The organism is Chlamydia trachomatis A/HAR-13, from assembly GCF_000012125.1.
GTDB classification, from domain to species: Bacteria; Chlamydiota; Chlamydiia; order Chlamydiales; family Chlamydiaceae; genus Chlamydia; species Chlamydia trachomatis.
On record NC_007429.1, the window covers coordinates 467,797 to 493,393 of the forward strand.

The following is a 25,597-nucleotide window of genomic DNA, read 5'->3' on the forward strand; positions in this document are numbered from 1 at the left end:
GAATTGTATGCCCCTAACAGACGAAGAAATAGCCAATTTTAAAACACGTCTTTTAGAAATGAAGGCTAAGTTGTCTCATACTCTAGAAGGGAATGCTCAAGAGGTCAAAAAACCTAATGAGGCAACAGGCTATTCTCAGCACCAAGCAGATCAAGGCACAGATACGTTTGATCGAACTATCAGCCTGGAAGTTACTACTAAAGAGTATAAACTTCTTAGACAAATTGATCGTGCTTTAGAAAAAATTGAAGAAGCCTCTTACGGCATTTGTGATGTAAGTGGAGAAGAAATTCCGTTGGCAAGATTAATGGCAATCCCTTACGCTACGATGACTGTGAAATCACAAGAAAAATTCGAAAAAGGCCTTCTTTCTGGAAACTAGTTACAATGCCGACCCGTTCTCTCCCAACCTTCCTTACTCTCCTTCTCCTAGCCTCTATTGATTGGGTCTCAAAACTAGTTGTGTTACTCAAGAGCTGCCAGCTCTCCCCTCACTCCTCAGCTTTTCTTTATAGCTACGTGTGGGGACATTTTTCTTTTCTCATTATTCCCTCCTTCAATGAAGGAGCAGCCTTTGGACTCTTTACTCAATACAAAATCCCTCTTCTTATTTTCCGCGTTTGCGTAATCCTAGGCCTAGCCTTATTCTTGAGAATTAAATATAAGTCTTTACACAGAAGAACACGAGTTGCTTTAACCTTGATCCTCGCTGGAGCTCTAGGGAATGTGGGTGATATCTTACTCTACGGTAAGGTTGTCGACTTCCTTTCTCTTAGCTATTACTCCTGGCGCTTTCCTTCCTTCAATTTAGCAGATGCGTTTATCTCTATAGGAACCCTCCTTCTTATTGGTCACCTATACTTCACTAAAGAAAGTAAAAAATACTTTTAACAAAAAATTCTTTCTTTCAAGGATCTCTCTACCAAACAAAAAGGAAAAAAGAGATAATATAGGGTAATTTTCAAGGAATTTTAGTTTTAATCATATATTTTATGAGCGCGTTTCTGTCTTTTTTGACCGCTTTCGATGACTTTATTTGGTCATACATAGCATTTGTTTTGATTCTCTTGCTCGGAGTTTTGTTCACATGCAAATCTAAATTTGCACAATTTACTCAACTTCCTGCGTTTTTCAAGCTATTCTACCATTTTTCAAAAGAAGCCTCGTCAAAAAAAGAAAACCAAAAGAAAGGTGTTCATCCGTTAAAAGTATTCTTTGCTTCCGCAGGAGGGAATATCGGCATCGGCAACGTTGTTGGGATAGTCACAGCTGCTAGTGTTGGTGGACCTGGAGCTCTCTTTTGGGTTTGGATAGCTGGAATCCTAGGGTCTATAGTTAAATACTCCGAAGTCTATCTAGGTATTAAATTCCGTCAGTCTGATGCCAATAATGTGTATCATGGCGGCCCTATGTTCTTCCTTGATAAAGCCTATAGAACCCGCATTGTTTCCGTTATCGTTGCTGTTCTCCTCTGTATTTATGGGGTAGAGATCTACCAATTTTCAATTATTGCCAATACACTGGCCTCTTGCTGGGATGTCCCTAAATTGATGGCCATTGCTTCTCTCCTCTTCCTAGTTATGTATGCTGTGCAAGGAGGCTTGCAGCGGATAGGAAAAATCTGTTCCCTAGTTTTACCCTTCTTCATGTTGGTCTACTGCGGAATGGCTTTTTATATTTTGATTCAAGAAATCCATACTCTCCCCGCGCTATTCTCTAGTATTTTCCGATCGGCCTTTACAGGTCATGGAGCGATCGGAGGATTTGCAGGATGTACAGTGGCTTCCACTATTCGTCAAGGACTATCTAGAGCAGCTTATTCAGGAGATATTGGTATTGGGTTTGATTCCATTATCCAAAGTGAAACATCTGCAACAAATCCTCAGACACAAGCGCAGCTTAGTATCGTCGGAGTGATTGTGGACAACCTCGTATGTACGCTAAGTCTTCTTATCGTTCTTGCTTCTGGAGTGTGGCATCGAGCAGGACTCGAGGGATCAGAAATTGTAGAACAGGCTCTTTCCTTCTACTTCCCTTACATTCGTGTATTCCTTCCCGCGTTTCTGTTTGCTACAGGATACACCACCATTATTTCATATTTCCTTGTAGGGAAAAAGTGTGCAAATTTCATCTGCGGAAACAAAGGATCTAAATTCTATACCGTCTATGGAATTATAGCTCTGCCCGCTTTCTGTTTTCTTCCACAGGATACAGCATTACTTGTTATGTCTGTTTCGGGAGCTCTATTGCTATGCCTCAATTTATTGGGGGTATTCTTAATGCGAAAAGAGCTCATTTTCCCCAAAAAAGAGGCGGAAACTCTCGAGGTTTCTGAGTCCACTCTCTCCTCATAAAAGGAGAGAGAGTCATAAAGCTGTTGATGATCAAAAAGACGTGCCTTATATATGGTCCTCTAAACCCTTGAAAATTTTTAGAAACATATAGGTGATTTTGCCCTTGTAAACGTAATTTTTTCTATTATAGGAAGAGCTTTCCTGGAGAGAACTCTAAAAGCCTTCTTGCTCAAGGACAAAATTCCTCCAGACTTTTTAACTTTCAATGTCATATAATGATGGCTTGCAACCAAGAACTTCTTTCGCCCAGAGGCTTAGATTTGCTCAGCAAAAATTCTCATTCTAATCTTACTCCTACGATATTTTATCCATCAGACCACAATATTGATCTGCAAAGTTTCTCCACTCACGCGCTTTCCGTTGTAAGAACTTTGAAAAAAGCTGGGTACGAAGCTTACATTGTCGGAGGCTGTATCCGAGACCTGTTGTTGAAGACAGAACCAAAAGATTTTGATATCTCAACCTCTGCTAAACCTGAAGAAGTCAAAACGTTATTCAAAAATTGTATTCTTGTAGGCAAACGATTTCGTTTGGCTCACATCCGTTTCCCAAACCAAATCATAGAGGTCGCTACCTTTAGATCTGGTAGCAACGAAGAAGACTCCTTAATTACAAAAGATAATCTTTGGGGATCTGCCGAAGAAGACGTATTACGCAGAGACTTCACGATTAACGGCCTTTTTTATGACCCTAGCGCAGAAATTATCATCGACTACACAGGCGGTGTTGAGGATTTAAAAAGTCGCTATCTCAGAACTATTGGAGATCCTTTCCTTCGTTTCAAACAAGATCCTGTGCGCATGCTGCGCCTATTAAAAATTTTATCTCGTTATGCTTTTACAGTAGATCCTAAAACTCTAGAAGCTCTTCAAGAATCTTGTCACGAACTTGTGAAAAGCTCTCAACCTCGAGTCTTTGAAGAAATCATCAAAGTCTTGAGTTCTGGGGAGTCTACCATTTTTTTCCAGCTAGCTTCCGAACATCGAGTCCTAGAGATTTTATTCCCTTACATGGCTAAGGCATTTAGCTTAAGTAAGACTCTGCAAGATCAGACTTTCGCTTGCTTAACAGCATTAGACACTAAAATTCAGAAACGCTCGTTCTGTTCAGAAAGACACTTTCTGCTGGCGATCCTATTATTCCCTATTGTTAACTTCAATGTGCGGTACAAATATAGTCAATACCCAACGATGACTATCCAAAGTATCTTTGACTATATTCGAAACTTTTTGACTGAATTTTTTGCCGACTCATTTACTAGTTGTTCCAAGAAAAATTTCATCTTGACAACTCTGCTATTGCAAATGCAGTACCGGCTGACCCCATTGAATGCTATGAAGAAAGAAAAAAAATCTTTCTTCAATAGAAGATTGTTACGCCATGCCTACTTCCGAGAAGCTCTTTACTTACTAGAAATCCGCAGTAAAGTGTATCCAAAAGTAGAGGCTACCTATGGAGAGTGGCTTAAACATTATGAATTAGCATCGGAATGACCATTCCTATTTGAAATTGGGAAAATTCTTCTCCCCTATCGATTACTACAATGAGTTGTTATGTTTCCCCAAAAAATTACACTCTGGTTATACCCTCTAGGACTATTCGCCAACCTCTTCTTTGGCACAGCTTTTTGTGTTCAATGGTCTTTAACTAGAAAGAAAGGGTATTCTGTCGTTCCCAAGATTTTTTGGTATCTGTCCGGTACCGGCGCCGTTTTCATGATTTGCCATGGATTTATTCAAAGTCAGTATCCTATTGCTTTGTTGCATTCGTTTAATCTGATTATTTATTTCCGGAACCTGAATATCGCCTCTCTAAATCCCCTTCCTGTTTCGAAAATAGCTTCTCTACTAGTCTCAGTAGCAACAGCGATCACGGTATCTTTTGCTATTGGAACGCGTTACCTCCCTCATATGACGTGGATGGCATCCCCAAATATCCTCCATTTGAATCTACCAGAAGCGAGTTTGTCATGGCAGCTGATAGGATGTATCGGATTGACGATCTTCTCATTGAGATTTTTCATCCAGTGGTTCTATCTCGAATACAAAAACCAATCCGCCCTGCCCGCTCCTTTTTGGAAAGCAAGCCTACTAGGAGGATCTATCTGCCTTCTCTATTTCCTAAGAACGGGGGACCTCGTAAACGTGTTATGTTATGGATGCGGGTTATTCCCTTCTTTAGCAAATCTACGTATCGCTTCACGAGAAGCTTTCCGCAAACCTTTTAGCAATAGCTGCTTTATTTCTGCGGGCGAACATAGTGGAGATACTTTGGGAGGGAATTTATTAAAAGAAATGCACGCAAAATACCCTGATATTCATTGCTTTGGCGTGGGGGGACCGCAAATGCGTGCACAGAATTTTCATGCACTTTTCGCTATGGAGAAATTTCAGGTTAGCGGATTCTGGGAAGTACTTTTAGCACTACCTAAATTATGGTACCGCTATCAGCTTCTCTATAGAAATATTCTGAAAACAAATCCGCGCACAGTGATTTGCATTGATTTCCCTGATTTTCATTTCTTATTAATAAAAAAATTACGCTCTCGAGGATATAAAGGAAAGATTGTTCACTATGTATGCCCTAGCATATGGGCTTGGAGACCTTCACGGAAAACAGTTTTGGAAAAATATCTAGACCTGCTTTTACTAATACTTCCTTTTGAACAAAACTTATTCAAAGATTCAGCTCTGCGTACAGTCTATTTAGGGCATCCTCTTTCTGAAACAATTAAAAGCTTTTCTCCCAATCTAAATTGGAAAGATCAGCTCCATCTTCCTACCGATAAACCTTTCATTGCAGCGTTTCCTGGTAGCCGTCGCAGCGATATCCTGCGTAATCTAACCATTCAAGTGCAGGCCTTTCAAGCATCCTCTCTTGCATCCACACACCATTTACTTGTATCGTCTGCAAATCCGGAATATGACCATCTTATCCTCGAAGTGCTTCAACAGAATCGGTGTTTGCACAGTCATATTGTTCCTTCCCAGTTTCGTTATGAATTAATGAGAGAATGTGATTTTGCCCTCGCCAAATGTGGAACTATCGTCCTAGAAACGGCTCTCAATCTAACTCCTACGATCGTCACTTGCCAGCTCCGACCTTTGGATACTTTTTTAGCTAAGTATATCTTTAATATTATCCTTCCAGCCTACTCGCTCCCTAATATCATTCTAGGCAGAACGATTTTTCCTGAATTCATAGGTGGGAAAAAAGATTTTCAATATGAAGATGTTGCTGCTGCTCTAAACATTCTGAAAACATCTCAAGCTCAAGAAAAACAAAAAGACTCTTGCAGAGATGTGTATCAAGCAATCAATGAATCTGCATCCTCTATGAAAGAGTGTCTTTCTCTCATATTCGAAACAGCTTCCTAATAGATTATCAAAGACTTATAAAAAATCTTGGATCGCTAGAAAAGCGCTTTCTGTTTATAGTTCCCGTTCAAAACAATGTCTTAAGATGTTTATAACAAAGGAACTTATGAATCGAGTTATAGAAATCCATGCTCACTACGATCAAAGACAACTTTCTCAATCTCCAAATACAAACTTCTTAGTACATCATCCTTATCTTACTCTTATTCCCAAGTTTCTACTAGGAGCTCTAATCGTCTATGCTCCTTATTCGTTTGCAGAAATGGAATTAGCTATTTCTGGACATAAACAAGGTAAAGATCGAGATACCTTTACCATGATCTCTTCCTGTCCTGAAGGCACTAATTACATCATCAATCGCAAACTCATACTCAGTGATTTCTCGTTACTAAATAAAGTTTCATCAGGGGGAGCCTTTCGGAATCTAGCAGGGAAAATTTCCTTCTTAGGAAAAAATTCTTCTGCGTCCATTCATTTTAAACACATTAATATCAATGGTTTTGGAGCCGGAGTCTTTTCTGAATCCTCTATTGAATTTACTGATTTACGAAAACTTGTTGCTTTTGGATCTGAAAGCACAGGAGGAATTTTTACTGCGAAAGAGGACATCTCTTTTAAAAACAACCACCACATTGCCTTCCGCAATAATATCACCAAAGGGAATGGTGGCGTTATCCAGCTCCAAGGAGATATGAAAGGAAGCGTATCCTTTGTAGATCAACGTGGAGCTATCATCTTTACCAATAACCAAGCTGTAACTTCTTCATCAATGAAACATAGTGGTCGTGGAGGAGCAATTAGCGGTGACTTCGCAGGATCCAGAATTCTTTTTCTTAATAACCAACAAATTACTTTCGAAGGCAATAGCGCTGTGCATGGAGGTGCTATCTACAATAAGAATGGCCTTGTCGAGTTCTTAGGAAATGCAGGACCTCTTGCCTTTAAAGAGAACACAACAATAGCTAACGGGGGAGCTATATACACAAGTAATTTCAAAGCGAATCAACAAACATCCCCCATTCTATTCTCTCAAAATCATGCGAATAAGAAAGGCGGAGCGATTTACGCGCAATATGTGAACTTAGAACAGAATCAAGATACTATTCGCTTTGAAAAAAATACCGCTAAAGAAGGCGGTGGAGCCATCACCTCTTCTCAATGCTCAATTACTGCTCATAATACCATCATTTTTTCCGATAATGCTGCCGGAGATCTTGGAGGAGGAGCAATTCTTCTAGAAGGGAAAAAACCTTCTCTAACCTTGATTGCTCATAGTGGTAATATTGCATTTAGCGGCAATACCATGCTTCATATCACCAAAAAAGCTTCCCTAGATCGACACAATTCTATCTTAATCAAAGAAGCTCCCTATAAAATCCAACTTGCAGCGAACAAAAACCATTCTATTCATTTCTTTGATCCTGTCATGGCATTGTCAGCATCATCTTCCCCTATACAAATCAATGCTCCTGAGTATGAAACTCCCTTCTTCTCACCTAAGGGTATGATCGTTTTCTCGGGTGCGAATCTTTTAGATGATGCTAGGGAAGATGTTGCAAATAGAACATCGATTTTTAACCAACCCGTTCATCTATATAATGGCACCCTATCTATCGAAAATGGAGCCCATCTGATTGTCCAAAGCTTCAAACAGACCGGAGGACGTATCAGTTTATCTCCAGGATCCTCCTTGGCTCTATACACGATGAACTCGTTCTTCCATGGCAACATATCCAGCAAAGAACCCCTAGAAATTAATGGTTTAAGCTTTGGAGTAGATATCTCTCCTTCTAATCTTCAAGCAGAGATCCGTGCCGGCAACGCTCCTTTACGATTATCCGGATCCCCATCTATCCATGATCCTGAAGGATTATTCTACGAAAATCGCGATACTGCAGCATCACCATACCAAATGGAAATCTTGCTCACCTCTGATAAAACTGTAGATATCTCCAAATTTACTACTGATTCTCTAGTTACGAACAAACAATCAGGATTCCAAGGAGCCTGGCATTTTAGCTGGCAGCCAAATACTATAAACAATACTAAACAAAAAATATTAAGAGCTTCTTGGCTCCCAACAGGAGAATATGTCCTTGAATCCAATCGAGTGGGGCGTGCCGTTCCTAATTCCTTATGGAGCACATTTTTACTTTTACAGACAGCCTCTCATAACTTAAGCGATCATCTATGTAATAATCGATCTCTTATTCCTACTTCATACTTCGGAGTTTTAATTGGAGGAACTGGAGCAGAAATGTCTACCCACTCCTCAGAAGAAGAAAGTTTTATATCTCGTTTAGGAGCTACAGGAACCTCTATCATACGCTTAACTCCCTCCCTGACACTCTCTGGAGGAGGCTCACATATGTTCGGAGATTCGTTCGTTGCAGACTTACCAGAACACATCACTTCAGAAGGAATTGTTCAGAATGTCGGTTTAACCCATGTCTGGGGACCCCTTACTGTCAATTCTACATTATGTGCAGCCTTAGATCACAACGCGATGGTCCGCATATGCTCCAAAAAAGATCACACCTATGGGAAATGGGATACATTCGGTATGCGAGGAACATTAGGAGCCTCTTATACATTCCTAGAATATGATCAAACTATGCGCGTATTCTCATTCGCCAACATCGAAGCCACAAATATCTTGCAAAGAGCTTTTACTGAAACAGGCTATAACCCAAGAAGTTTTTCCAAGACAAAACTTCTAAACATCGCCATCCCCATAGGGATTGGTTATGAATTCTGCTTAGGGAATAGCTCTTTTGCTCTACTAGGTAAGGGATCCATCGGTTACTCTCGAGATATTAAACGAGAAAACCCATCCACTCTTGCTCACCTGGCTATGAATGATTTTGCTTGGACTACCAATGGCTGTTCAGTTCCAACCTCTGCACACACATTGGCAAATCAATTGATTCTTCGCTATAAAGCATGTTCCTTATACATCACGGCATATACTATCAACCGTGAAGGGAAGAACCTCTCCAATAGCTTATCCTGCGGAGGCTATGTTGGCTTCTAATATAACCTTGGAGATGAACTATTTTTAAAAACCTCTGTATCTTCCTAGTAAATTAGGCAAGGAATACCTTGCCTAATTTACTTTTCTGATTTATCTAACGCCTATCGAGTTCGTACATATTCAATAGGTTTGTCTTCTATGAAATGGCTGTCAGCTACTGCGGTGTTTGCTGCTGTTCTCCCCTCAGTTTCAGGGTTTTGCTTCCCAGAACCTAAAGAATTAAATTTCTCTCGCGTAGGAACTTCTTCCTCTACCACTTTTACTGAAACAGTTGGAGAAGCTGGGGCAGAATATATCGTCTCTGGTAACGCATCTTTCACAAAATTTACCAACATTCCTACTACCGATACAACAACTCCCACGAACTCAAACTCCTCTAGCTCTAACGGAGAGACTGCTTCCGTTTCTGAGGATAGTGACTCTACAACAACGACTCCTGATCCTAAAGGTGGCGGCGCCTTTTATAACGCGCACTCCGGAGTTTTGTCCTTTATGACACGATCAGGAACAGAAGGTTCCTTAACTCTGTCTGAGATAAAAATGACTGGTGAAGGCGGTGCTATCTTCTCTCAAGGAGAGCTGCTATTTACAGATCTGACAGGTCTAACCATCCAAAATAACTTATCCCAGCTATCCGGAGGAGCGATTTTTGGAGGATCTACAATCTCCCTATCAGGGATTACTAAAGCGACTTTCTCCTCCAACTCTGCAGAAGTTCCTGCTCCTGTTAAGAAACCTACAGAACCTAAAGCTCAAACAGCAAGCGAAACGTCGGGTTCTAGTAGTTCTAGCGGAAATGATTCGGTGTCTTCCCCCAGTTCCAGTAGAGCTGAACCCGCAGCAGCTAATCTTCAAAGTCACTTTATTTGTGCTACAGCTACTCCTGCTGCTCAAACCGATACAGAAACATCAACTCCCTCTCATAAGCCAGGATCTGGGGGAGCTATCTATGCTAAAGGCGACCTTACTATCGCAGACTCTCAAGAGGTACTATTCTCAATAAATAAAGCTACTAAAGATGGAGGAGCGATCTTTGCTGAGAAAGATGTTTCTTTCGAGAATATTACATCATTAAAAGTACAAACTAACGGTGCTGAAGAAAAGGGAGGAGCTATCTATGCTAAAGGTGACCTCTCAATTCAATCTTCTAAACAGAGTCTTTTTAATTCTAACTACAGTAAACAAGGTGGTGGGGCTCTATATGTTGAAGGAGATATAAACTTCCAAGATCTTGAAGAAATTCGCATTAAGTACAATAAAGCTGGAACGTTCGAAACAAAAAAAATCACTTTACCAAAAGCTCAAGCATCTGCAGGAAATGCAGATGCTTGGGCCTCTTCCTCTCCTCAATCTGGTTCTGGAGCAACTACAGTCTCCAACTCAGGAGACTCTAGCTCTGGCTCAGACTCGGATACCTCAGAAACAGTTCCAGCCACAGCTAAAGGCGGTGGGCTTTATACTGATAAGAATCTTTCGATTACTAACATCACAGGAATTATCGAAATTGCAAATAACAAAGCGACAGATGTTGGAGGTGGTGCTTACGTAAAAGGAACCCTTACTTGTGAAAACTCTCACCGTCTACAATTTTTGAAAAACTCTTCCGATAAACAAGGTGGAGGAATCTACGGAGAAGACAACATCACCCTTTCTAATTTGACAGGGAAGACTCTATTCCAAGAGAATACTGCCAAAGAAGAGGGCGGTGGACTCTTCATAAAAGGTACAGATAAAGCTCTTACAATGACAGGACTGGATAGTTTCTGTTTAATTAATAACACATCAGAAAAACATGGTGGTGGAGCCTTTGTTACCAAAGAAATCTCTCAGACTTACACCTCTGATGTGGAAACAATTCCAGGAATCACGCCTGTACATGGTGAAACAGTCATTACTGGCAATAAATCTACAGGAGGTAATGGTGGAGGCGTGTGTACAAAACGTCTTGCCTTATCTAACCTTCAAAGCATTTCTATATCCGGGAATTCTGCAGCAGAAAATGGTGGTGGAGCCCACACATGCCCAGATAGCTTCCCAACGGCGGATACTGCAGAACAGCCCGCAGCAGCTTCTGCCGCGACGTCTACTCCCAAGTCTGCCCCAGTGGTCTCAACTGCTCTAAGCACACCTTCATCTTCTACCGTCTCTTCATTAACCTTACTAGCAGCCTCTTCACAAGCCTCTCCTGCAACCTCTAATAAGGAAACTCAAGATCCTAATGCTGATACAGACTTATTGATCGATTATGTAGTTGATACGACTATCAGCAAAAACACTGCTAAGAAAGGCGGTGGAATCTATGCTAAAAAAGCCAAGATGTCCCGCATAGACCAACTGAATATCTCTGAGAACTCCGCTACAGAGATAGGTGGAGGTATCTGCTGTAAAGAATCTTTAGAACTAGATACCCTAGTCTCCTTATCTGTAACAGAGAACCTTGTTGGGAAAGAAGGTGGAGGCTTACATGCTAAAACTGTAAATATTTCTAATCTGAAATCAGGCTTCTCTTTCTCGAACAACAAAGCAAACTCCTCATCCACAGGAGTCGCAACAACAGCTTCAGCACCTGCTGCAGCTGCTGCTTCCCTACAAGCAGCCGCAGCAGCCGCACCATCATCTCCAGCAACACCAACTTATTCAGGTGTAGTAGGAGGAGCTATCTATGGAGAAAAGGTTACATTCTCTCAATGTAGCGGGACTTGTCAGTTCTCTGGGAACCAAGCTATCGATAACAATCCCTCCCAATCATCGTTGAACGTACAAGGAGGAGCCATCTATGCCAAAACCTCTTTGTCTATTGGATCTTCCGATGCTGGAACCTCCTATATTTTCTCGGGGAACAGTGTCTCCACTGGGAAATCTCAAACAACAGGGCAAATAGCGGGAGGAGCGATCTACTCCCCTACTGTTACATTGAATTGTCCTGCGACATTCTCTAACAATACAGCCTCTATGGCTACACCAAAGACTTCTTCTGAAGATGGATCCTCAGGAAATTCTATTAAAGATACCATTGGAGGAGCCATTGCAGGGACAGCCATTACCCTATCTGGAGTCTCTCGATTTTCAGGGAATACGGCTGATTTAGGAGCTGCAATAGGAACTCTAGCTAATGCAAATACACCCAGTGCAACTAGCGGATCTCAAAATAGCATTACAGAAAAAATTACTTTAGAAAACGGTTCTTTTATTTTTGAAAGAAACCAAGCTAATAAACGTGGAGCGATTTACTCTCCTAGCGTTTCCATTAAAGGGAATAATATTACCTTCAATCAAAATACATCCACTCATGATGGAAGCGCTATCTACTTTACAAAAAATGCTACGATTGAGTCTTTAGGATCTGTTCTTTTTACAGGAAATAACGTTACAGCTACACAAGCTAGTTCTGCAACATCTGGACAAAATACAAATACTGCCAACTATGGGGCAGCCATCTTTGGAGATCCAGGAACCACTCAATCGTCTCAAACAGATGCCATTTTAACCCTTCTTGCTTCTTCTGGAAACATTACTTTTAGCAACAACAGTTTACAGAATAACCAAGGTGATACTCCCGCTAGCAAGTTTTGTAGTATTGCAGGATACGTCAAACTCTCTCTACAAGCCGCTAAAGGGAAGACTATTAGCTTTTTCGATTGTGTGCACACCTCTACCAAAAAAACAGGTTCAACACAAAAAGTTTATGAAACTTTAGATATTAATAAAGAAGAGAAGAGTAATCCATATACAGGAACTATTGTGTTCTCTTCTGAATTACATGAAAACAAATCTTACATCCCACAGAATGCAATCCTTCACAACGGAACTTTAGTTCTTAAAGAGAAAACAGAACTCCACGTAGTCTCTTTTGAGCAGAAAGAAGGGTCTAAATTAATTATGGAACCCGGAGCTGTGTTATCTAACCAAAACATAGCTAACGGAGCTCTAGCTATCAATGGGTTAACGATTGATCTTTCCAGTATGGGGACTCCTCAAGCAGGGGAAATCTTCTCTCCTCCAGAATTACGTATCGTTGCCACGACCTCTAGTGCATCCGGAGGAAGCGGGGTCAGCAGTAGTATACCAACAAATCCTAAAAGGATTTCTGCAGCAGCGCCTTCAGGTTCTGCCGCAACTACTCCAACTATGAGCGAGAACAAAGTTTTCCTAACAGGAGACCTTACTTTAATAGATCCTAATAGAAACTTTTACCAAAACCCTATATTAGGAAGCGATCTAGATGTACCACTAATTAAGCTTCCGACTGACACAAGTGACGTCCAAGTCTATGATTTAACTTTATCTGGGGATCTTTTCCCTCAGAAAGGGTACATGGGAACCTGGACATTAGATTCTAATCCACAAACAGGGAAACTTCAAGCCAGATGGACATTCGATACCTATCGTCGCTGGGTATACATACCTAGGGATAATCATTTTTATGCGAACTCTATCTTAGGCTCCCAAAACTCAATGATTGTTGTGAAGCAAGGGCTTATCAACAACATGTTGAATAATGCCCGCTTCGATGATATCGCTTACAATAACTTCTGGGTTTCAGGAGTAGGAACTTTCTTAGCTCAACAAGGAACTCCTCTTTCCGAAGAATTCAGTTACTACAGCCGCGGAACTTCAGTTGCCATCGATGCCAAACCTAGACAAGATTTTATCCTAGGAGCTGCATTTAGTAAGATGGTGGGGAAAACCAAAGCCATCAAAAAAATGCATAATTACTTCCATAAGGGCTCTGAGTACTCTTACCAAGCTTCTGTCTATGGAGGTAAATTCCTGTATTTCTTGCTCAATAAGCAACATGGTTGGGCACTTCCTTTCCTAATACAAGGAGTCGTGTCCTATGGACATATTAAACATGATACAACAACACTTTACCCTTCTATCCATGAAAGAAATAAAGGAGATTGGGAAGATTTAGGATGGTTAGCGGATCTTCGTATCTCTATGGATCTTAAAGAACCTTCTAAAGATTCTTCTAAACGGATCACTGTCTATGGGGAACTCGAGTATTCCAGCATTCGCCAGAAACAGTTCACAGAAATCGATTACGATCCAAGACACTTCGATGATTGTGCTTACAGAAATCTGTCGCTTCCTGTGGGATGCGCTGTCGAAGGAGCTATCATGAACTGTAATATTCTTATGTATAATAAGCTTGCATTAGCCTACATGCCTTCTATCTACAGAAATAATCCTGTCTGTAAATATCGGGTATTGTCTTCGAATGAAGCTGGTCAAGTTATCTGCGGAGTGCCAACTAGAACCTCTGCTAGAGCAGAATACAGTACTCAACTATATCTTGGTCCCTTCTGGACTCTCTACGGAAACTATACTATCGATGTAGGCATGTATACGCTATCGCAAATGACTAGCTGCGGTGCTCGCATGATCTTCTAATTCTTTTTGGCCAGCCTCTTCAAAAGGCTGGCCTTTACGATCTCTTAATACAAAGAAAACCCCTCTTACATATCTCTCTAGGCCTTTTTGGGCTTATGAGAAAACTTGATTTTTTTTCATTTATGATCTATTCAACACCTATCATCGTAGGCTGTTCAATTAGGTTATTTAAATTATGAAGTTTATGTCAGCTACTGCTGTATTTGCTGCAGCACTCTCCTCCGTTACTGAGGCGAGCTCGATCCAAGATCAAATAAAGAATACCGACTGCAATGTTAGCAAAGTAGGATATTCAACTTCTCAAGCATTTACTGATATGATGCTAGCAGACAACACAGAGTATCGAGCTGCTGATAGTGTTTCATTCTATGACTTTTCGACATCTTCCGGATTACCTAGAAAACATCTTAGTAGTAGTAGTGAAGCTTCTCCAACGACAGAAGGAGTGTCTTCATCTTCATCTGGAGAAAATACTGAGAATTCACAAGATTCAGCTCCCTCTTCTGGAGAAACTGATGAGAAAACAGAAGAAGAACTAGACAATGGCGGAATCATTTATGCTAGAGAGAAACTAACTATCTCAGAATCTCAGGACTCTCTCTCTAATCAAAGCATAGAACTCCATGACAATAGTATTTTCTTCGGAGAAGGTGAAGTTATCTTTGATCACAGAGTTGCCCTCAAAAACGGAGGAGCTATTTATGGAGAGAAAGAGGTAGTCTTTGAAAACATAAAATCTCTACTAGTAGAAGTAAATATCGCGGTCGAGAAAGGGGGTAGCGTCTATGCAAAAGAACGAGTATCTTTAGAAAATGTTACCGAAGCAACCTTCTCCTCCAATGGTGGGGAACAAGGTGGTGGTGGAATCTATTCAGAACAGGATATGTTAATCAGTGATTGCAACAATGTACATTTCCAAGGGAATGCTGCAGGAGCAACAGCAGTAAAACAATGTCTGGATGAAGAAATGATCGTATTGCTCGCAGAATGCGTTGATAGCTTATCCGAAGATACACTGGATAGCACTCCAGAAACGGAACAGACTGAGTCAAATGGAAATCAAGACGGTTCGTCTGAAACAGAAGATACACAAGTATCAGAATCACCAGAATCAACTCCTAGCCCCGACGATGTTTTAGGTAAAGGTGGTGGTATCTATACAGAAAAATCTTTGACCATCACTGGAATTACAGGGACTATAGATTTTGTCAGTAACATAGCTACCGATTCTGGAGCAGGTGTATTCACTAAAGAAAACTTGTCTTGCACCAACACGAATAGCCTACAGGTTTTGAAAAACTCGGCAGGTCAACATGGAGGAGGAGCCTACGTTACTCAAACCATGTCTGTTACTAATACAACTAGTGAAAGTATAACTACTCCCCCTCTCGTAGGAGAAGTGATTTTCTCTGAAAATACAGCTAAAGGGCACGGTGGTGGTATCTGCACTAACAAACTTTCTTTATCTAATTTAAAAACGGTGACTCTCACTAGAAACTCTGCAAAGGAGTCTGGAGGAGCTATTTTTACAGATCCAACGTCTATACCAATAACAGATACCCCAGAATCTTCTACCCCCTCTTCCTCCTCGCCTGCAAGCACTCCTGAAGTAGTTGCTTCTGCTAAAATAAATCGATTCTTTGCCTCTACGGCAGAACCGGCAGCCCCTTCTCTAACAGAGGCTGAGTCTGATCAAACGGATCAAACAGAAACTTCTGATACTAATAGCGATATAGACGTGTCGATTGAGAACATTTTGAATGTCGCTATCAATCAAAACACTTCTGCGAAAAAAGGAGGGGCTATTTACGGGAAAAAAGCTAAACTTTCCCGTATTAACAATCTTGAACTTTCAGGGAATTCATCCCAGGATGTAGGAGGAGGTCTCTGTTTAACTGAAAGCGTAGAATTTGATGCAATTGGATCGCTCTTATCCCACTATAACTCTGCTGCTAAAGAAGGTGGGGCTATTCATTCTAAAACGGTTACTCTATCTAACCTCAAGTCTACCTTCACTTTTGCAGATAACACTGTTAAAGCAATAGTAGAAAGCACTCCTGAAGCTCCAGAAGAGATTCCTCCAGTAGAAGGAGAAGAGTCTACAGCAACAGAAGATCCGAATTCTAATACAGAAGGAAGTTCGGCTAACACTAACCTTGAAGGATCTCAAGGGGATACTGCTGATACAGGGACTGGTGATGTTAACAATGAGTCTCAAGACACATCAGATACTGGAAACGCTGAATCTGGAGAACAACTACAAGATTCTACACAATCTAATGAAGAAAATGCCCTTCCCAATAGTAATATTGATCAATCTAACGAAAACACAGACGAATCATCTGATAGCTACACAGAGGAAATAACTGACGAGAGTGTCTCATCGTCCTCTGAAAGTGGATCATCTACTCCTCAAGATGGAGGAGCAGCTTCTTCAGGGGCTCCCTCAGGAGATCAATCTATCTCTGCAAACGCTTGTTTAGCTAAAAGCTATGCTGCGAGTACTGATAGCTCCCCCGTATCTAATTCTTCAGGTTCAGAAGAGCCTGTCACTTCTTCTTCAGATTCAGACGTTACTGCATCTTCTGATAATCCAGACTCTTCCTCATCTGGAGATAGCGCTGGAAACTCTGAAGAACCGACTGAGCCAGAAGCTGGTTCTACAACAGAAACTCCTACTTTAATAGGAGGAGGTGCTATCTATGGAGAAACTGTTAAGATTGAGAACTTCTCTGGCCAAGGAATATTTTCTGGAAACAAAGCTATCGATAACACCACAGAAGGCTCCTCTTCCAAATCTGACGTCCTCGGAGGTGCGGTCTATGCTAAAACATTGTTTAATCTCGATAGCGGGAGCTCTAGACGAACTGTCACCTTCTCCGGGAATACTGTCTCTTCTCAATCTACAACAGGTCAGGTTGCTGGAGGAGCTATCTACTCTCCTACTGTAACCATTGCTACTCCTGTAGTATTTTCTAAAAACTCTGCAACAAACAATGCTAATAACGCTACAGATACTCAGAGAAAAGACACCTTTGGAGGAGCTATCGGAGCTACTTCTACTGTTTCTCTATCAGGAGGGGCTCATTTCTTAGAAAACGTTGCTGACCTCGGATCTGCTATTGGGTTGGTGCCAGGCACACAAAATACAGAAACAGTGAAATTAGAGTCTGGCTCCTACTACTTTGAAAAAAATAAAGCTTTAAAACGAGCTACTATTTACGCACCTGTCGTTTCCATTAAAGCCTATACTGCGACATTTAACCAAAACAGATCTCTAGAAGAAGGAAGCGCGATTTACTTTACAAAAGAAGCATCTATTGAGTCTTTAGGCTCTGTTCTCTTCACAGGAAACTTAGTAACCCTAACGCTAAGCACAACTACAGAAGGCACACCAGCCACAACCTCAGGAGATGTAACAAAATATGGTGCTGCTATCTTTGGACAAATAGCAAGCTCAAACGGATCTCAGACGGATAACCTTCCCCTGAAACTCATTGCTTCAGGAGGAAATATTTGTTTCCGAAACAATGAATACCGTCCTACTTCTTCTGATACCGGAACCTCTACTTTCTGTAGTATTGCGGGAGATGTTAAATTAACCATGCAAGCTGCAAAAGGGAAAACGATCAGTTTCTTTGATGCAATCCGGACCTCTACTAAGAAAACAGGTACACAGGCGACTGCCTACGATACTCTCGATATTAATAAATCTGAGGATTCAGAAACTGTAAACTCTGCGTTTACAGGAACGATTCTGTTCTCCTCTGAATTACATGAAAATAAATCCTATATTCCACAAAACGTAGTTCTACACAGTGGATCTCTTGTATTGAAGCCAAATACCGAGCTTCATGTCATTTCTTTTGAGCAGAAAGAAGGCTCTTCTCTCGTTATGACACCTGGATCTGTTCTTTCGAACCAGACTGTTGCTGATGGAGCTTTGGTCATAAATAACATGACCATTGATTTATCCAGCGTAGAGAAAAATGGTATTGCTGAAGGAAATATCTTTACTCCTCCAGAATTGAGAATCATAGACACTACTACAAGTGGAAGCGGTGGAACCCCATCTACAGATAGTGAAAGTAACCAGAATAGTGATGATACCGAGGAGCAAAATAATAATGACGCCTCGAATCAAGGAGAAAGCGCGAATGGATCGTCTTCTCCTGCAGTAGCTGCTGCACACACATCTCGTACAAGAAACTTTGCCGCTGCAGCTACAGCCACACCTACGACAACACCAACGGCTACAACTACAACAAGCAACCAAGTAATCCTAGGAGGAGAAATTAAACTCATCGATCCTAATGGGACCTTCTTCCAGAACCCTGCATTAAGATCCGACCAACAAATCTCCTTGTTAGTGCTCCCTACAGACTCATCAAAAATGCAAGCTCAGAAAATAGTACTGACGGGTGATATTGCTCCTCAGAAAGGATATACAGGAACACTCACTCTGGATCCTGATCAACTACAAAATGGAACGATCTCAGTGCTCTGGAAATTTGACTCTTATAGGCAATGGGCTTATGTACCTAGAGACAATCATTTCTATGCGAACTCGATTCTGGGATCTCAAATGTCAATGGTCACAGTCAAACAAGGCTTGCTCAACGATAAAATGAATCTAGCTCGCTTTGAGGAAGTTAGCTATAACAACCTGTGGATATCAGGACTAGGAACGATGCTATCGCAAGTAGGAACACCTACTTCTGAAGAATTCACTTATTACAGCAGAGGAGCTTCTGTTGCCTTAGATGCTAAACCAGCCCATGATGTGATTGTTGGAGCTGCATTTAGTAAGATGATCGGGAAAACAAAATCCTTGAAAAGAGAGAATAACTACACTCACAAAGGATTCGAATATTCTTACCAAGCATCGGTATACGGAGGCAAACCATTCCACTTTGTAATCAATAAAAAAACGGAAAAATCGCTACCGCTATTGTTACAAGGAGTCATCTCTTACGGATATATCAAACATGATACAGTGACTCACTATCCAACGATCCGTGAACGAAACAAAGGAGAATGGGAAGACTTAGGATGGCTGACAGCTCTCCGTGTCTCCTCTGTCTTAAAAACTCCTGCACAAGGGGATACTAAACGTATCACTGTTTACGGAGAATTGGAATACTCCAGTATCCGTCAGAAACAATTCACAGAAACAGAATACGATCCTCGTTACTTCGACAACTGCACCTATAGAAACTTAGCAATTCCTATGGGGTTAGCATTCGAAGGAGAGCTCTCTGGTAACGATATTTTGATGTACAACAGATTCTCTGTAGCATACATGCCATCAATCTATCGAAATTCTCCAACATGCAAATACCAAGTGCTCTCTTCAGGAGAAGGCGGAGAAATTATTTGTAGAGTACCGACAAGAAACTCAGCTCGCGGAGAATACAGCACGCAGCTGTACCTGGGACCTTTGTGGACTCTGTATGGATCCTACACGATAGAAGCAGACGCACATACACTAGCTCATATGATGAACTGCGGTGCTCGTATGACATTCTAAATAAATATCCTGGAAAGGCAGCTCTCGCAAGGGCTGCCTTCTAGGAATCCCTGCCTCCAGAAAACAACTCTTGTTCTCACTAAAAAATCACAACAGAATCAAAACAAAAAAAAGACACACTTGCAGAGGTGAGGGCCACGCGAGCAAATGTGTCAGACGGAGAGAGAGGGATTCGAACCCTCGGTACGCGTTAACGCACACACGCTTTCCAAGCGTGCTCCTTAAGCCACTCGGACATCTCTCCAAGAAAACAAACTACTACTCTCCAAACAACTCGGCTATCGCCAGCAAAAAGACAGTAGAAAGAACATTCTTAGTTTTTTAAGATTTTATCTCCAGCTTTTTTCGTACAATTTTTGCTTTTTCTTTAAAAAACTGTTCCTCACCCCGTTTTCTAAAGCTTCTCTGCTCTGAACCCCACATTACTAAAAAATTTATATGTGAATGATTTAACGCGATTTCCCTAAAGAATAAAATTGTTTGGAAGACAAGCCATTGAACAAAATTACTCAACAATAGAATAATGGTTCGTTGTTAATATTTTAAGATAATATGCGTTTACTCTTTTTACTCCTCTTTTCTTTGGGGATCACTTGTTCCTATGGAGACGAGGTTTCTACTCGCAAGCAGATTTTGGTCAGCATTGTCCCCTATAAATTTCTTGTGGAACAAATCGCGGGGGATACCTGTCAGGTGTTCTCTATTGTTATGGACAACCATGACCCTCATAACTATGAGCTTTCGCCTAAATATATAGAAAAGATCCGCCAGGTTGAACTTTGGTTTAGAATTGGTGAGGGATTTGAAAAAACTTGTGAGAGAATTATTTCGTGCAAGCAAGTAGATCTAGCAGCAAATATCGATAAAATTACAAATGGGGCCTGCTGCCAGCGTTTTCTTAGTTTTGATACCCACACCTGGTTAAGTCCTAAAAACCTAAAAATTCAAATCCAGGCCATTACAGAAGCTTTAGTGGAGACCGCCCCTGAACACGAAACTCTGTACCGTAAAAACTGTTCTCTATTACAGTCTCAACTAGATCTTTTGGATCAAAAGATTTCTTCTATTATTTCTAGTACATCACAACGCAATGTTCTAGTTACCCACGGAGCTTTTGCTTATTTTTGTAGAGATTACGGCTTTATACAACATACTATCGAGCGAGCTAACCACTCAGAGTTATCTCCTAAAGATGTTGTTCGTGTAGAGCGAACCATTCGTGATCACAACTTGCACTCTGTAATTTTGCTCAAGCATGCGGGGAAACGTAGTAGCGCCGCCTTAGTACGGAAGTTTAATATGACGCCTATTCTATTGGATCCCTATGCTGAAGATGTCTTCAATAATTTACTAGCTATCGCAACGGCTTTTGCAAATCTATGACAAAACAAATGCTATTAGAGAATGTGTCCTTCCGCTATGGGAAAACCGGTCCCCTAATTGTTGACCACGTCTCCTGCGAAGTCTATTCTGGGGATTTCATTGGAATTATTGGGCCCAATGGAGGGGGAAAAACAACTCTCACCCAACTCATGCTGGGATTATTACAACCGGTGTGTGGAAGCATCTCTACCTATTCTGTACAAGATCATCGCCCTCTATCCATAGGTTGGGTTCCCCAACATTTTTCCTATGATGCAGCATTTCCTATCACTGTAAAGGAAACTGTTCTGTCTGGAAGGTTGGCGACACTGCCTTGGTATGGACGTTATACACAAGAAGATCATGAAGCTGCTGAAGAAGCCCTTCTTACCGTTGATCTGATAGATTATAAAGACTCTTGCTTTTCCCATTTGTCAGGAGGCCAAATTCAACGTGTTCTCCTAGCTAGAGCTTTGGCTGCGCGTCCTGAATTCCTTTTGTTAGATGAGCCCACAGCCAATATCGACCCCGTCAATCAACAAAAAATCTTACAGATTCTTTCCGCTCTGAATAAACACTGCACTATCCTCATGATCACTCATGATCTGCACCACACAGCAGGTTGTTTCAATCGAGTCTTTTTCATGAATAAAACACTAACAACTTTAGCAGACACCACTAAAATTTCAGAAAGATTCTGCTGCAACACTTTTGGGAAATGCCCATGATCTCTATTCTCTGTTCTTTGTTCCCGCCTCTTCTATTCCCTTCGCTGCTGGCGGCTTTCGGCGCCTCCATTGCTGCAGGAATCGTAGGCTCTTATATTGTAGTGAAACGCATTGTGTCGATTAGTGGAAGCATAGCACATTCCATTCTAGGAGGAGTTGGTATCGCCCTATGGCTTCAATACCAATTTAATCTCCCTATATCCCCACTACACGGGGCTATTGCTAGTGCTATCTTCGTAGCGATCTGTATTGGGAATGTCCATCTTAAATACCATGAACGCGAAGACTCCATCATTTCTATGATCTGGTCCATTGGTATGGCTATAGGCATTATATGTATATCTAAGCTCCCTTCCTTTAACTCAGAGCTCTCTGATTTTCTTTTTGGCAATATCTTATGGGTCACCCCACAAGATCTTTATTTCCTTGGGATCCTAGATCTGTTTATCGTTGCTACCGTATCCATTTGTCACACACGATTCTTAGCCCTATGCTTCGATGAGAAATACATGGCGTTGAATCATTACTCCATAAAAACTTGGTACCTATTGCTGCTTATCTTAACAGCAATTACGACTGTTGTTCTTATGTATGTCATGGGAGTTATTCTAATGTTGAGCATGTTAGTCCTCCCAGTATCAATAGCCTGTCGTTTCTCCTACAAAATGAGCCACATCATTTACATCGCATCTATCTTAAATATCGTCTGCTCATTCCTAGGAATTATGCTTGCTTATCTCCTAGACTTGCCAGTTGGGCCTGTCATAGCGATTCTCATGGGAGGAGCTTACTCACTGAGTTTACTCTTGAAGAGATCATACAATGCATCTACCCCTTCTCCTGTCAGCCCTGAAAGCAAAATAAATTCTTGATCAGGGAACTGCTGTTTAAGAAGAGCTACACGTTCTTCGCGCTCATCAGGCAGTAGCTGATCGATCTTATTTAAAGCGATGACCATGTCTTTATCCTTTAGCTCTTCTTTGTAAGCCAAGAGCTCCCCCATTAAGATTTTAAGATCTTGTTCGGGTGAGTGTCTTTCTATTCCAGAGATATCGATTACGAATAACAGTAATCGCGTACGTTCAATATGCCGAAGGAAATCCAATCCCAATCCCCGGTTTTGCGACGCTCCTTCAATAATTCCTGGAATATCTGCCATGATCCAAGGTTTTTGATAAAGCATTCCTTCTTGATGAACCAAACCTAATGAAGGATGTAGCGTGGTAAACGGATAGGCACCGACTTTCACTTCTGTACGTGCAAGAGTGTTAAATAAGGTTGATTTACCAGCGTTAGGGAATCCAACGAGACCGATATCAGCTATTAATTTGAGTTCCAGTTCAACCAAGCGAATTTCTCCAGGTTTACCTGGAGTAGCTTTTGTTGGAGCTCGGTTAGTCGATGTTTTAAAGAAAACATTCCCCTTACCTCCTCTGCCTCCCTGACAGACAACAATACGTTCACCATCCTTGGTGAAATCGTGTATCAATTCTCCAGTGGCTGCATCCCGTAAGAGAGTCCCCTCAGGAACTTTTAATACTAAGTCTTTACCGTTTCTTCCTGTACGATTATTACTAGCACCGGCTTGCCCATCATCAGCTTTAAGGAAACTAAGATTACGGTATTCTTCAAATGAATACATATTCGTCACTGCTTCGATAAGAATAGAGCCCCCATTCCCCCCATTACCGCCGTAGGGGCCTCCTTTGGGGAGATATTTCTCTTTTCTCCAAGCTACAACACCATTACCGCCTTTCCCGGCGCGCAACTCTAATGTAATTTGATCAACAAACATGACTCGTCCTGGAACAAACAAAAAAAGCCCTATTTTTACACGTAGGCAAAAACAGAGCTTGAACAAACTGAATTATAAATAAAAATGAACTAAGCTTGTGGGATAACAGAAACGTAAGTACGATCTGTTTTTTTCATTACAACGATACCATCCACTAATGCAAATAACGTATCGTCTTTCCCCCTACCAACGTTTACTGCAGGATGCCATTTGGTTCCTCGTTGTCTAACCAAAATGCTTCCAGTAGAAACTCTCTGCCCTGCGCCAACTTTCAACCCAAGACGCTTTGATTCGGAATCGCGACCGTTACGGCTTGCTCCCTGACCTTTCTTATGTGCCATGACTCAAAAACCCTTTATGTTCCCTACAATTTACATAACCAAATCGCTAATCTTCACCCGAAGGTAATTTTGACGATGGCCGATTTTCTTGTGATAATTCTTACGTTTTTTGTACTTGTAAGCCACAACCTTTTCTCCGCGAACGAAAGAAACTAATTCTCCTTTCACTACAGCGTTGCCAACTGTTGGAGCACCAACGGAAGCTTTTTCTCCGTCAAAAGTAAATAATACATCTTGAAAAAGGACTTCTTTGTTCTCTTCAGAAATCCCATCCAACAGTTCGACGTCTATAACGTCACCTTTGCGAACCTGGTATTGCTTATTTCCAGTCTGAATTACAGCGTAAGGCTCCATCAATTCTTTCCCTATAAACTTTACTTGTTGAAACTCTCCATTCTAGAAGAAAGCGCCTGACTTGGCCGGAGAGCCCCTGTTAGCGCTTAAGGACACACCATCCCGAAGCGAACAACAAATATAACTACTTCCACTATATTCGAAAAGACTTGTCCCTTTTTTTCTTATTTGGGACATGAGCAAAACAACACAAGCGGCTTGTAGAAATCTTCTAACTCTTTTGCGCAAATGTGAAATCTGTCACAAAAAAATTTAGAGAGTTCTCCGTCAAAACTCTCTAAACGCCATTAGCGGACATACCCGCATACTCATGGGATGGCCAGAGCCGGGATCGAACCGACGACACAAGGATCTTCAGTCCTCTGCTCTACCAGCTGAGCTATCTAGCCATACACGGGGCTATTCTAGAGAAATACCCGCTTTAAATCAATGATATTTCTTAACATGCACCTTTTCTTTGAAACTCGTTTAAAAATTCCTCGTGAGAAAAACCCTCTTCTATAGACCGTTCCAAAAACGCATTACAAGTTATAGAGGATTTAGCTATAGTTGCGCCTAGGATTCCAAGAGAGCGGGAATTCCCCTGCCAAAGGAGCTTGTGTTATGAAAAAGCATTTTATTACCGGCCTAGTTATTCTTCTCCCTTTAGCGATTACCATTGCAGTCGTAGGGATGATTATGAATTTTCTTACACAACCCTTCGTTGGCATGGTATCCGATGTGTTCGAAAAATTTAGTTTCTATACCAAATACCGAGCTTTCCTTAGATTTGGTCTACAAATTGTACTTCTATTCGGACTTTTCTTTACCACAGTTCTCCTAGGCTTCCTTGCTCGCCTTATGATTTTCAAATCTTTGTTGTCCGTGTACGACAAAATCCTGCACAGAATCCCAATCATCAAAACAGTGTATAAGGCTGCTCAACAGGTCATGACAACAATCTTTGGGTCTCAATCAGGATCCTTTAAACAAGTGGTTATGGTGCCTTTCCCTAATAGGGAGGTCTTATGCATTGGTCTGGTGGCCGGAGAAGCTCCAACCATATGCTCACGGGATGCTGACGATCCTATGATTACCGTATTTATCCCAACTACTCCGAATCCTACTTCAGGGTTTCTCACGCTATTCAAAAAATCTGACATTACTTTTTTGGATATGAAAATCGAAGACGCCTTTAAATATGTAATCTCTTGTGGAGTATTAAACTCAGATCCCTGCGCTACCTCACCTTTCATACACCCACAGTCTTAGTCCCCCTAATCATTATCTTCTTTTTAAAAAGAAGGGAATTTAGTGGGAACCAGACTCATAGCTCTATTGAAAAAAAA

The 25,597-nt window shown here is 41.3% G+C and carries 15 protein-coding genes and 2 tRNA genes; 12 read left to right on the forward strand and 5 right to left on the reverse strand.

Going from position 1 to position 25,597, the window contains the following annotated elements; all coding sequences use genetic code 11:
- Positions 1-7 precede the first annotated feature (7 nt).
- The 8 genes from CTA_RS02180 to CTA_RS02215 all read left to right on the forward strand — a co-directional run bounded on the left by CTA_RS02180 (position 8) and on the right by CTA_RS02215 (position 19,689).
- Positions 8-382, forward strand: coding sequence for a TraR/DksA family transcriptional regulator (locus tag CTA_RS02180; RefSeq protein ID WP_009871759.1), 375 nt, complete (start codon positions 8-10; stop codon positions 380-382).
- A 5-nt stretch (positions 383-387) separates the two neighbouring features.
- Positions 388-891, forward strand: a complete 504-nt coding sequence (gene lspA / locus CTA_RS02185) for a signal peptidase II (RefSeq protein ID WP_009871760.1) — start codon at positions 388-390, stop codon at positions 889-891.
- Positions 892-992: 101 nt separating this feature from the next.
- Entirely contained in the window at positions 993-2,354 is a 1,362-nt protein-coding gene (locus CTA_RS02190) for an AGCS family amino acid carrier protein (protein ID WP_010725188.1), read from the forward strand.
- Between the two features lie 215 nt (positions 2,355-2,569).
- Complete coding sequence (locus tag CTA_RS02195) at positions 2,570-3,847, forward strand: polynucleotide adenylyltransferase PcnB (protein WP_011324725.1); 1,278 nt, start codon at positions 2,570-2,572, stop codon at positions 3,845-3,847.
- A 60-nt stretch (positions 3,848-3,907) separates the two neighbouring features.
- On the forward strand, positions 3,908-5,731 hold the full coding sequence (gene lpxB / locus CTA_RS02200) for a lipid-A-disaccharide synthase (RefSeq protein WP_009871763.1): 1,824 nt from the start codon (positions 3,908-3,910) through the stop codon (positions 5,729-5,731).
- Between the two features lie 106 nt (positions 5,732-5,837).
- Positions 5,838-8,765 carry a Pmp family polymorphic membrane protein autotransporter adhesin gene (locus tag CTA_RS02205; protein WP_009871764.1) on the forward strand — a complete coding sequence of 976 codons (2,928 nt, stop codon included), beginning with the start codon at positions 5,838-5,840 and terminating at the stop codon, positions 8,763-8,765.
- 138 nt (positions 8,766-8,903) lie between these two features.
- Positions 8,904-14,159, forward strand: a complete 5,256-nt coding sequence (locus CTA_RS02210; RefSeq protein ID WP_011324726.1) for a polymorphic outer membrane protein middle domain-containing protein — start codon at positions 8,904-8,906, stop codon at positions 14,157-14,159.
- A 175-nt stretch (positions 14,160-14,334) separates the two neighbouring features.
- Entirely contained in the window at positions 14,335-19,689 is a 5,355-nt protein-coding gene (locus CTA_RS02215; protein WP_011324727.1) for a polymorphic outer membrane protein middle domain-containing protein, read from the forward strand.
- Between the two features lie 157 nt (positions 19,690-19,846).
- Here CTA_RS02215 and CTA_RS02220 read toward each other — a convergent pair.
- A tRNA-Ser gene (locus tag CTA_RS02220) sits at positions 19,847-19,933 on the reverse strand.
- Between the two features lie 308 nt (positions 19,934-20,241).
- On the opposite strand from CTA_RS02220, the gene CTA_RS02230 reads away from it, so the two are divergent.
- From CTA_RS02230 to CTA_RS02240, 3 genes are read left to right on the forward strand one after another with little or no spacing between them, the layout of a single operon-like run.
- Positions 20,242-21,072, forward strand: coding sequence for a metal ABC transporter solute-binding protein, Zn/Mn family (locus CTA_RS02230; protein WP_009871767.1), 831 nt, complete (start codon positions 20,242-20,244; stop codon positions 21,070-21,072).
- A complete protein-coding gene (locus CTA_RS02235) occupies positions 21,069-21,779 on the forward strand; it encodes a metal ABC transporter ATP-binding protein (protein ID WP_011324728.1) in 711 nt (236 codons plus the stop codon). Before CTA_RS02230 ends, CTA_RS02235 begins: the two co-directional genes overlap by 4 nt.
- Positions 21,770-22,651, forward strand: coding sequence for a metal ABC transporter permease (locus CTA_RS02240; RefSeq protein WP_009871769.1), 882 nt, complete (start codon positions 21,770-21,772; stop codon positions 22,649-22,651). Before CTA_RS02235 ends, CTA_RS02240 begins: the two co-directional genes overlap by 10 nt.
- Here the strand turns inward: CTA_RS02240 and cgtA are convergent.
- The 4 genes from cgtA to CTA_RS02260 all read right to left on the reverse strand — a co-directional run bounded on the left by cgtA (position 22,567) and on the right by CTA_RS02260 (position 24,658).
- On the reverse strand, positions 22,567-23,574 hold the full coding sequence (gene cgtA, locus CTA_RS02245; RefSeq protein WP_011324729.1) for an Obg family GTPase CgtA: 1,008 nt from the start codon (positions 23,572-23,574) through the stop codon (positions 22,567-22,569). The genes CTA_RS02240 and cgtA overlap by 85 nt on opposite strands.
- An 89-nt stretch (positions 23,575-23,663) precedes the next feature.
- Positions 23,664-23,915 carry a 50S ribosomal protein L27 gene (rpmA, locus tag CTA_RS02250; RefSeq protein ID WP_009871771.1) on the reverse strand — a complete coding sequence of 84 codons (252 nt, stop codon included), beginning with the start codon at positions 23,913-23,915 and terminating at the stop codon, positions 23,664-23,666.
- Between the two features lie 30 nt (positions 23,916-23,945).
- Entirely contained in the window at positions 23,946-24,269 is a 324-nt protein-coding gene (gene rplU / locus CTA_RS02255) for a 50S ribosomal protein L21 (protein ID WP_009871772.1), read from the reverse strand.
- A 316-nt stretch (positions 24,270-24,585) separates the two neighbouring features.
- Positions 24,586-24,658: transfer RNA gene (locus CTA_RS02260), tRNA-Phe, on the reverse strand.
- A 214-nt stretch (positions 24,659-24,872) separates the two neighbouring features.
- On the opposite strand from CTA_RS02260, the gene CTA_RS02265 reads away from it, so the two are divergent.
- On the forward strand, positions 24,873-25,520 hold the full coding sequence (locus tag CTA_RS02265) for a DUF502 domain-containing protein (RefSeq protein WP_015505967.1): 648 nt from the start codon (positions 24,873-24,875) through the stop codon (positions 25,518-25,520).
- Positions 25,521-25,597: the final 77 nt, after the last annotated feature.

What these genes read in the sequence shown, in the direction of transcription:
- CTA_RS02240 (WP_009871769.1), top strand. Translation starts at nt 21,770, where the DNA reads ATGCCCATGATCTCTATTCTCTGTTCTTTGTTCCCGCCTCTTCTATTC.
- cgtA (WP_011324729.1), bottom strand. Translation starts at nt 23,574, where the DNA reads ATGTTTGTTGATCAAATTACATTAGAGTTGCGCGCCGGGAAAGGCGGT.
- lspA (WP_009871760.1), top strand. Translation starts at nt 388, where the DNA reads ATGCCGACCCGTTCTCTCCCAACCTTCCTTACTCTCCTTCTCCTAGCC.
- rpmA (WP_009871771.1), bottom strand. Translation starts at nt 23,915, where the DNA reads ATGGCACATAAGAAAGGTCAGGGAGCAAGCCGTAACGGTCGCGATTCC.
- CTA_RS02190 (WP_010725188.1), top strand. Translation starts at nt 993, where the DNA reads ATGAGCGCGTTTCTGTCTTTTTTGACCGCTTTCGATGACTTTATTTGG.
- CTA_RS02235 (WP_011324728.1), top strand. Translation starts at nt 21,069, where the DNA reads ATGACAAAACAAATGCTATTAGAGAATGTGTCCTTCCGCTATGGGAAA.
- CTA_RS02230 (WP_009871767.1), top strand. Translation starts at nt 20,242, where the DNA reads ATGCGTTTACTCTTTTTACTCCTCTTTTCTTTGGGGATCACTTGTTCC.
- CTA_RS02215 (WP_011324727.1), top strand. Translation starts at nt 14,335, where the DNA reads ATGAAGTTTATGTCAGCTACTGCTGTATTTGCTGCAGCACTCTCCTCC.
- rplU (WP_009871772.1), bottom strand. Translation starts at nt 24,269, where the DNA reads ATGGAGCCTTACGCTGTAATTCAGACTGGAAATAAGCAATACCAGGTT.
- lpxB (WP_009871763.1), top strand. Translation starts at nt 3,908, where the DNA reads ATGTTTCCCCAAAAAATTACACTCTGGTTATACCCTCTAGGACTATTC.
- CTA_RS02210 (WP_011324726.1), top strand. Translation starts at nt 8,904, where the DNA reads ATGAAATGGCTGTCAGCTACTGCGGTGTTTGCTGCTGTTCTCCCCTCA.
- CTA_RS02205 (WP_009871764.1), top strand. Translation starts at nt 5,838, where the DNA reads ATGAATCGAGTTATAGAAATCCATGCTCACTACGATCAAAGACAACTT.
- CTA_RS02180 (WP_009871759.1), top strand. Translation starts at nt 8, where the DNA reads ATGCCCCTAACAGACGAAGAAATAGCCAATTTTAAAACACGTCTTTTA.
- CTA_RS02265 (WP_015505967.1), top strand. Translation starts at nt 24,873, where the DNA reads ATGAAAAAGCATTTTATTACCGGCCTAGTTATTCTTCTCCCTTTAGCG.
- CTA_RS02195 (WP_011324725.1), top strand. Translation starts at nt 2,570, where the DNA reads ATGATGGCTTGCAACCAAGAACTTCTTTCGCCCAGAGGCTTAGATTTG.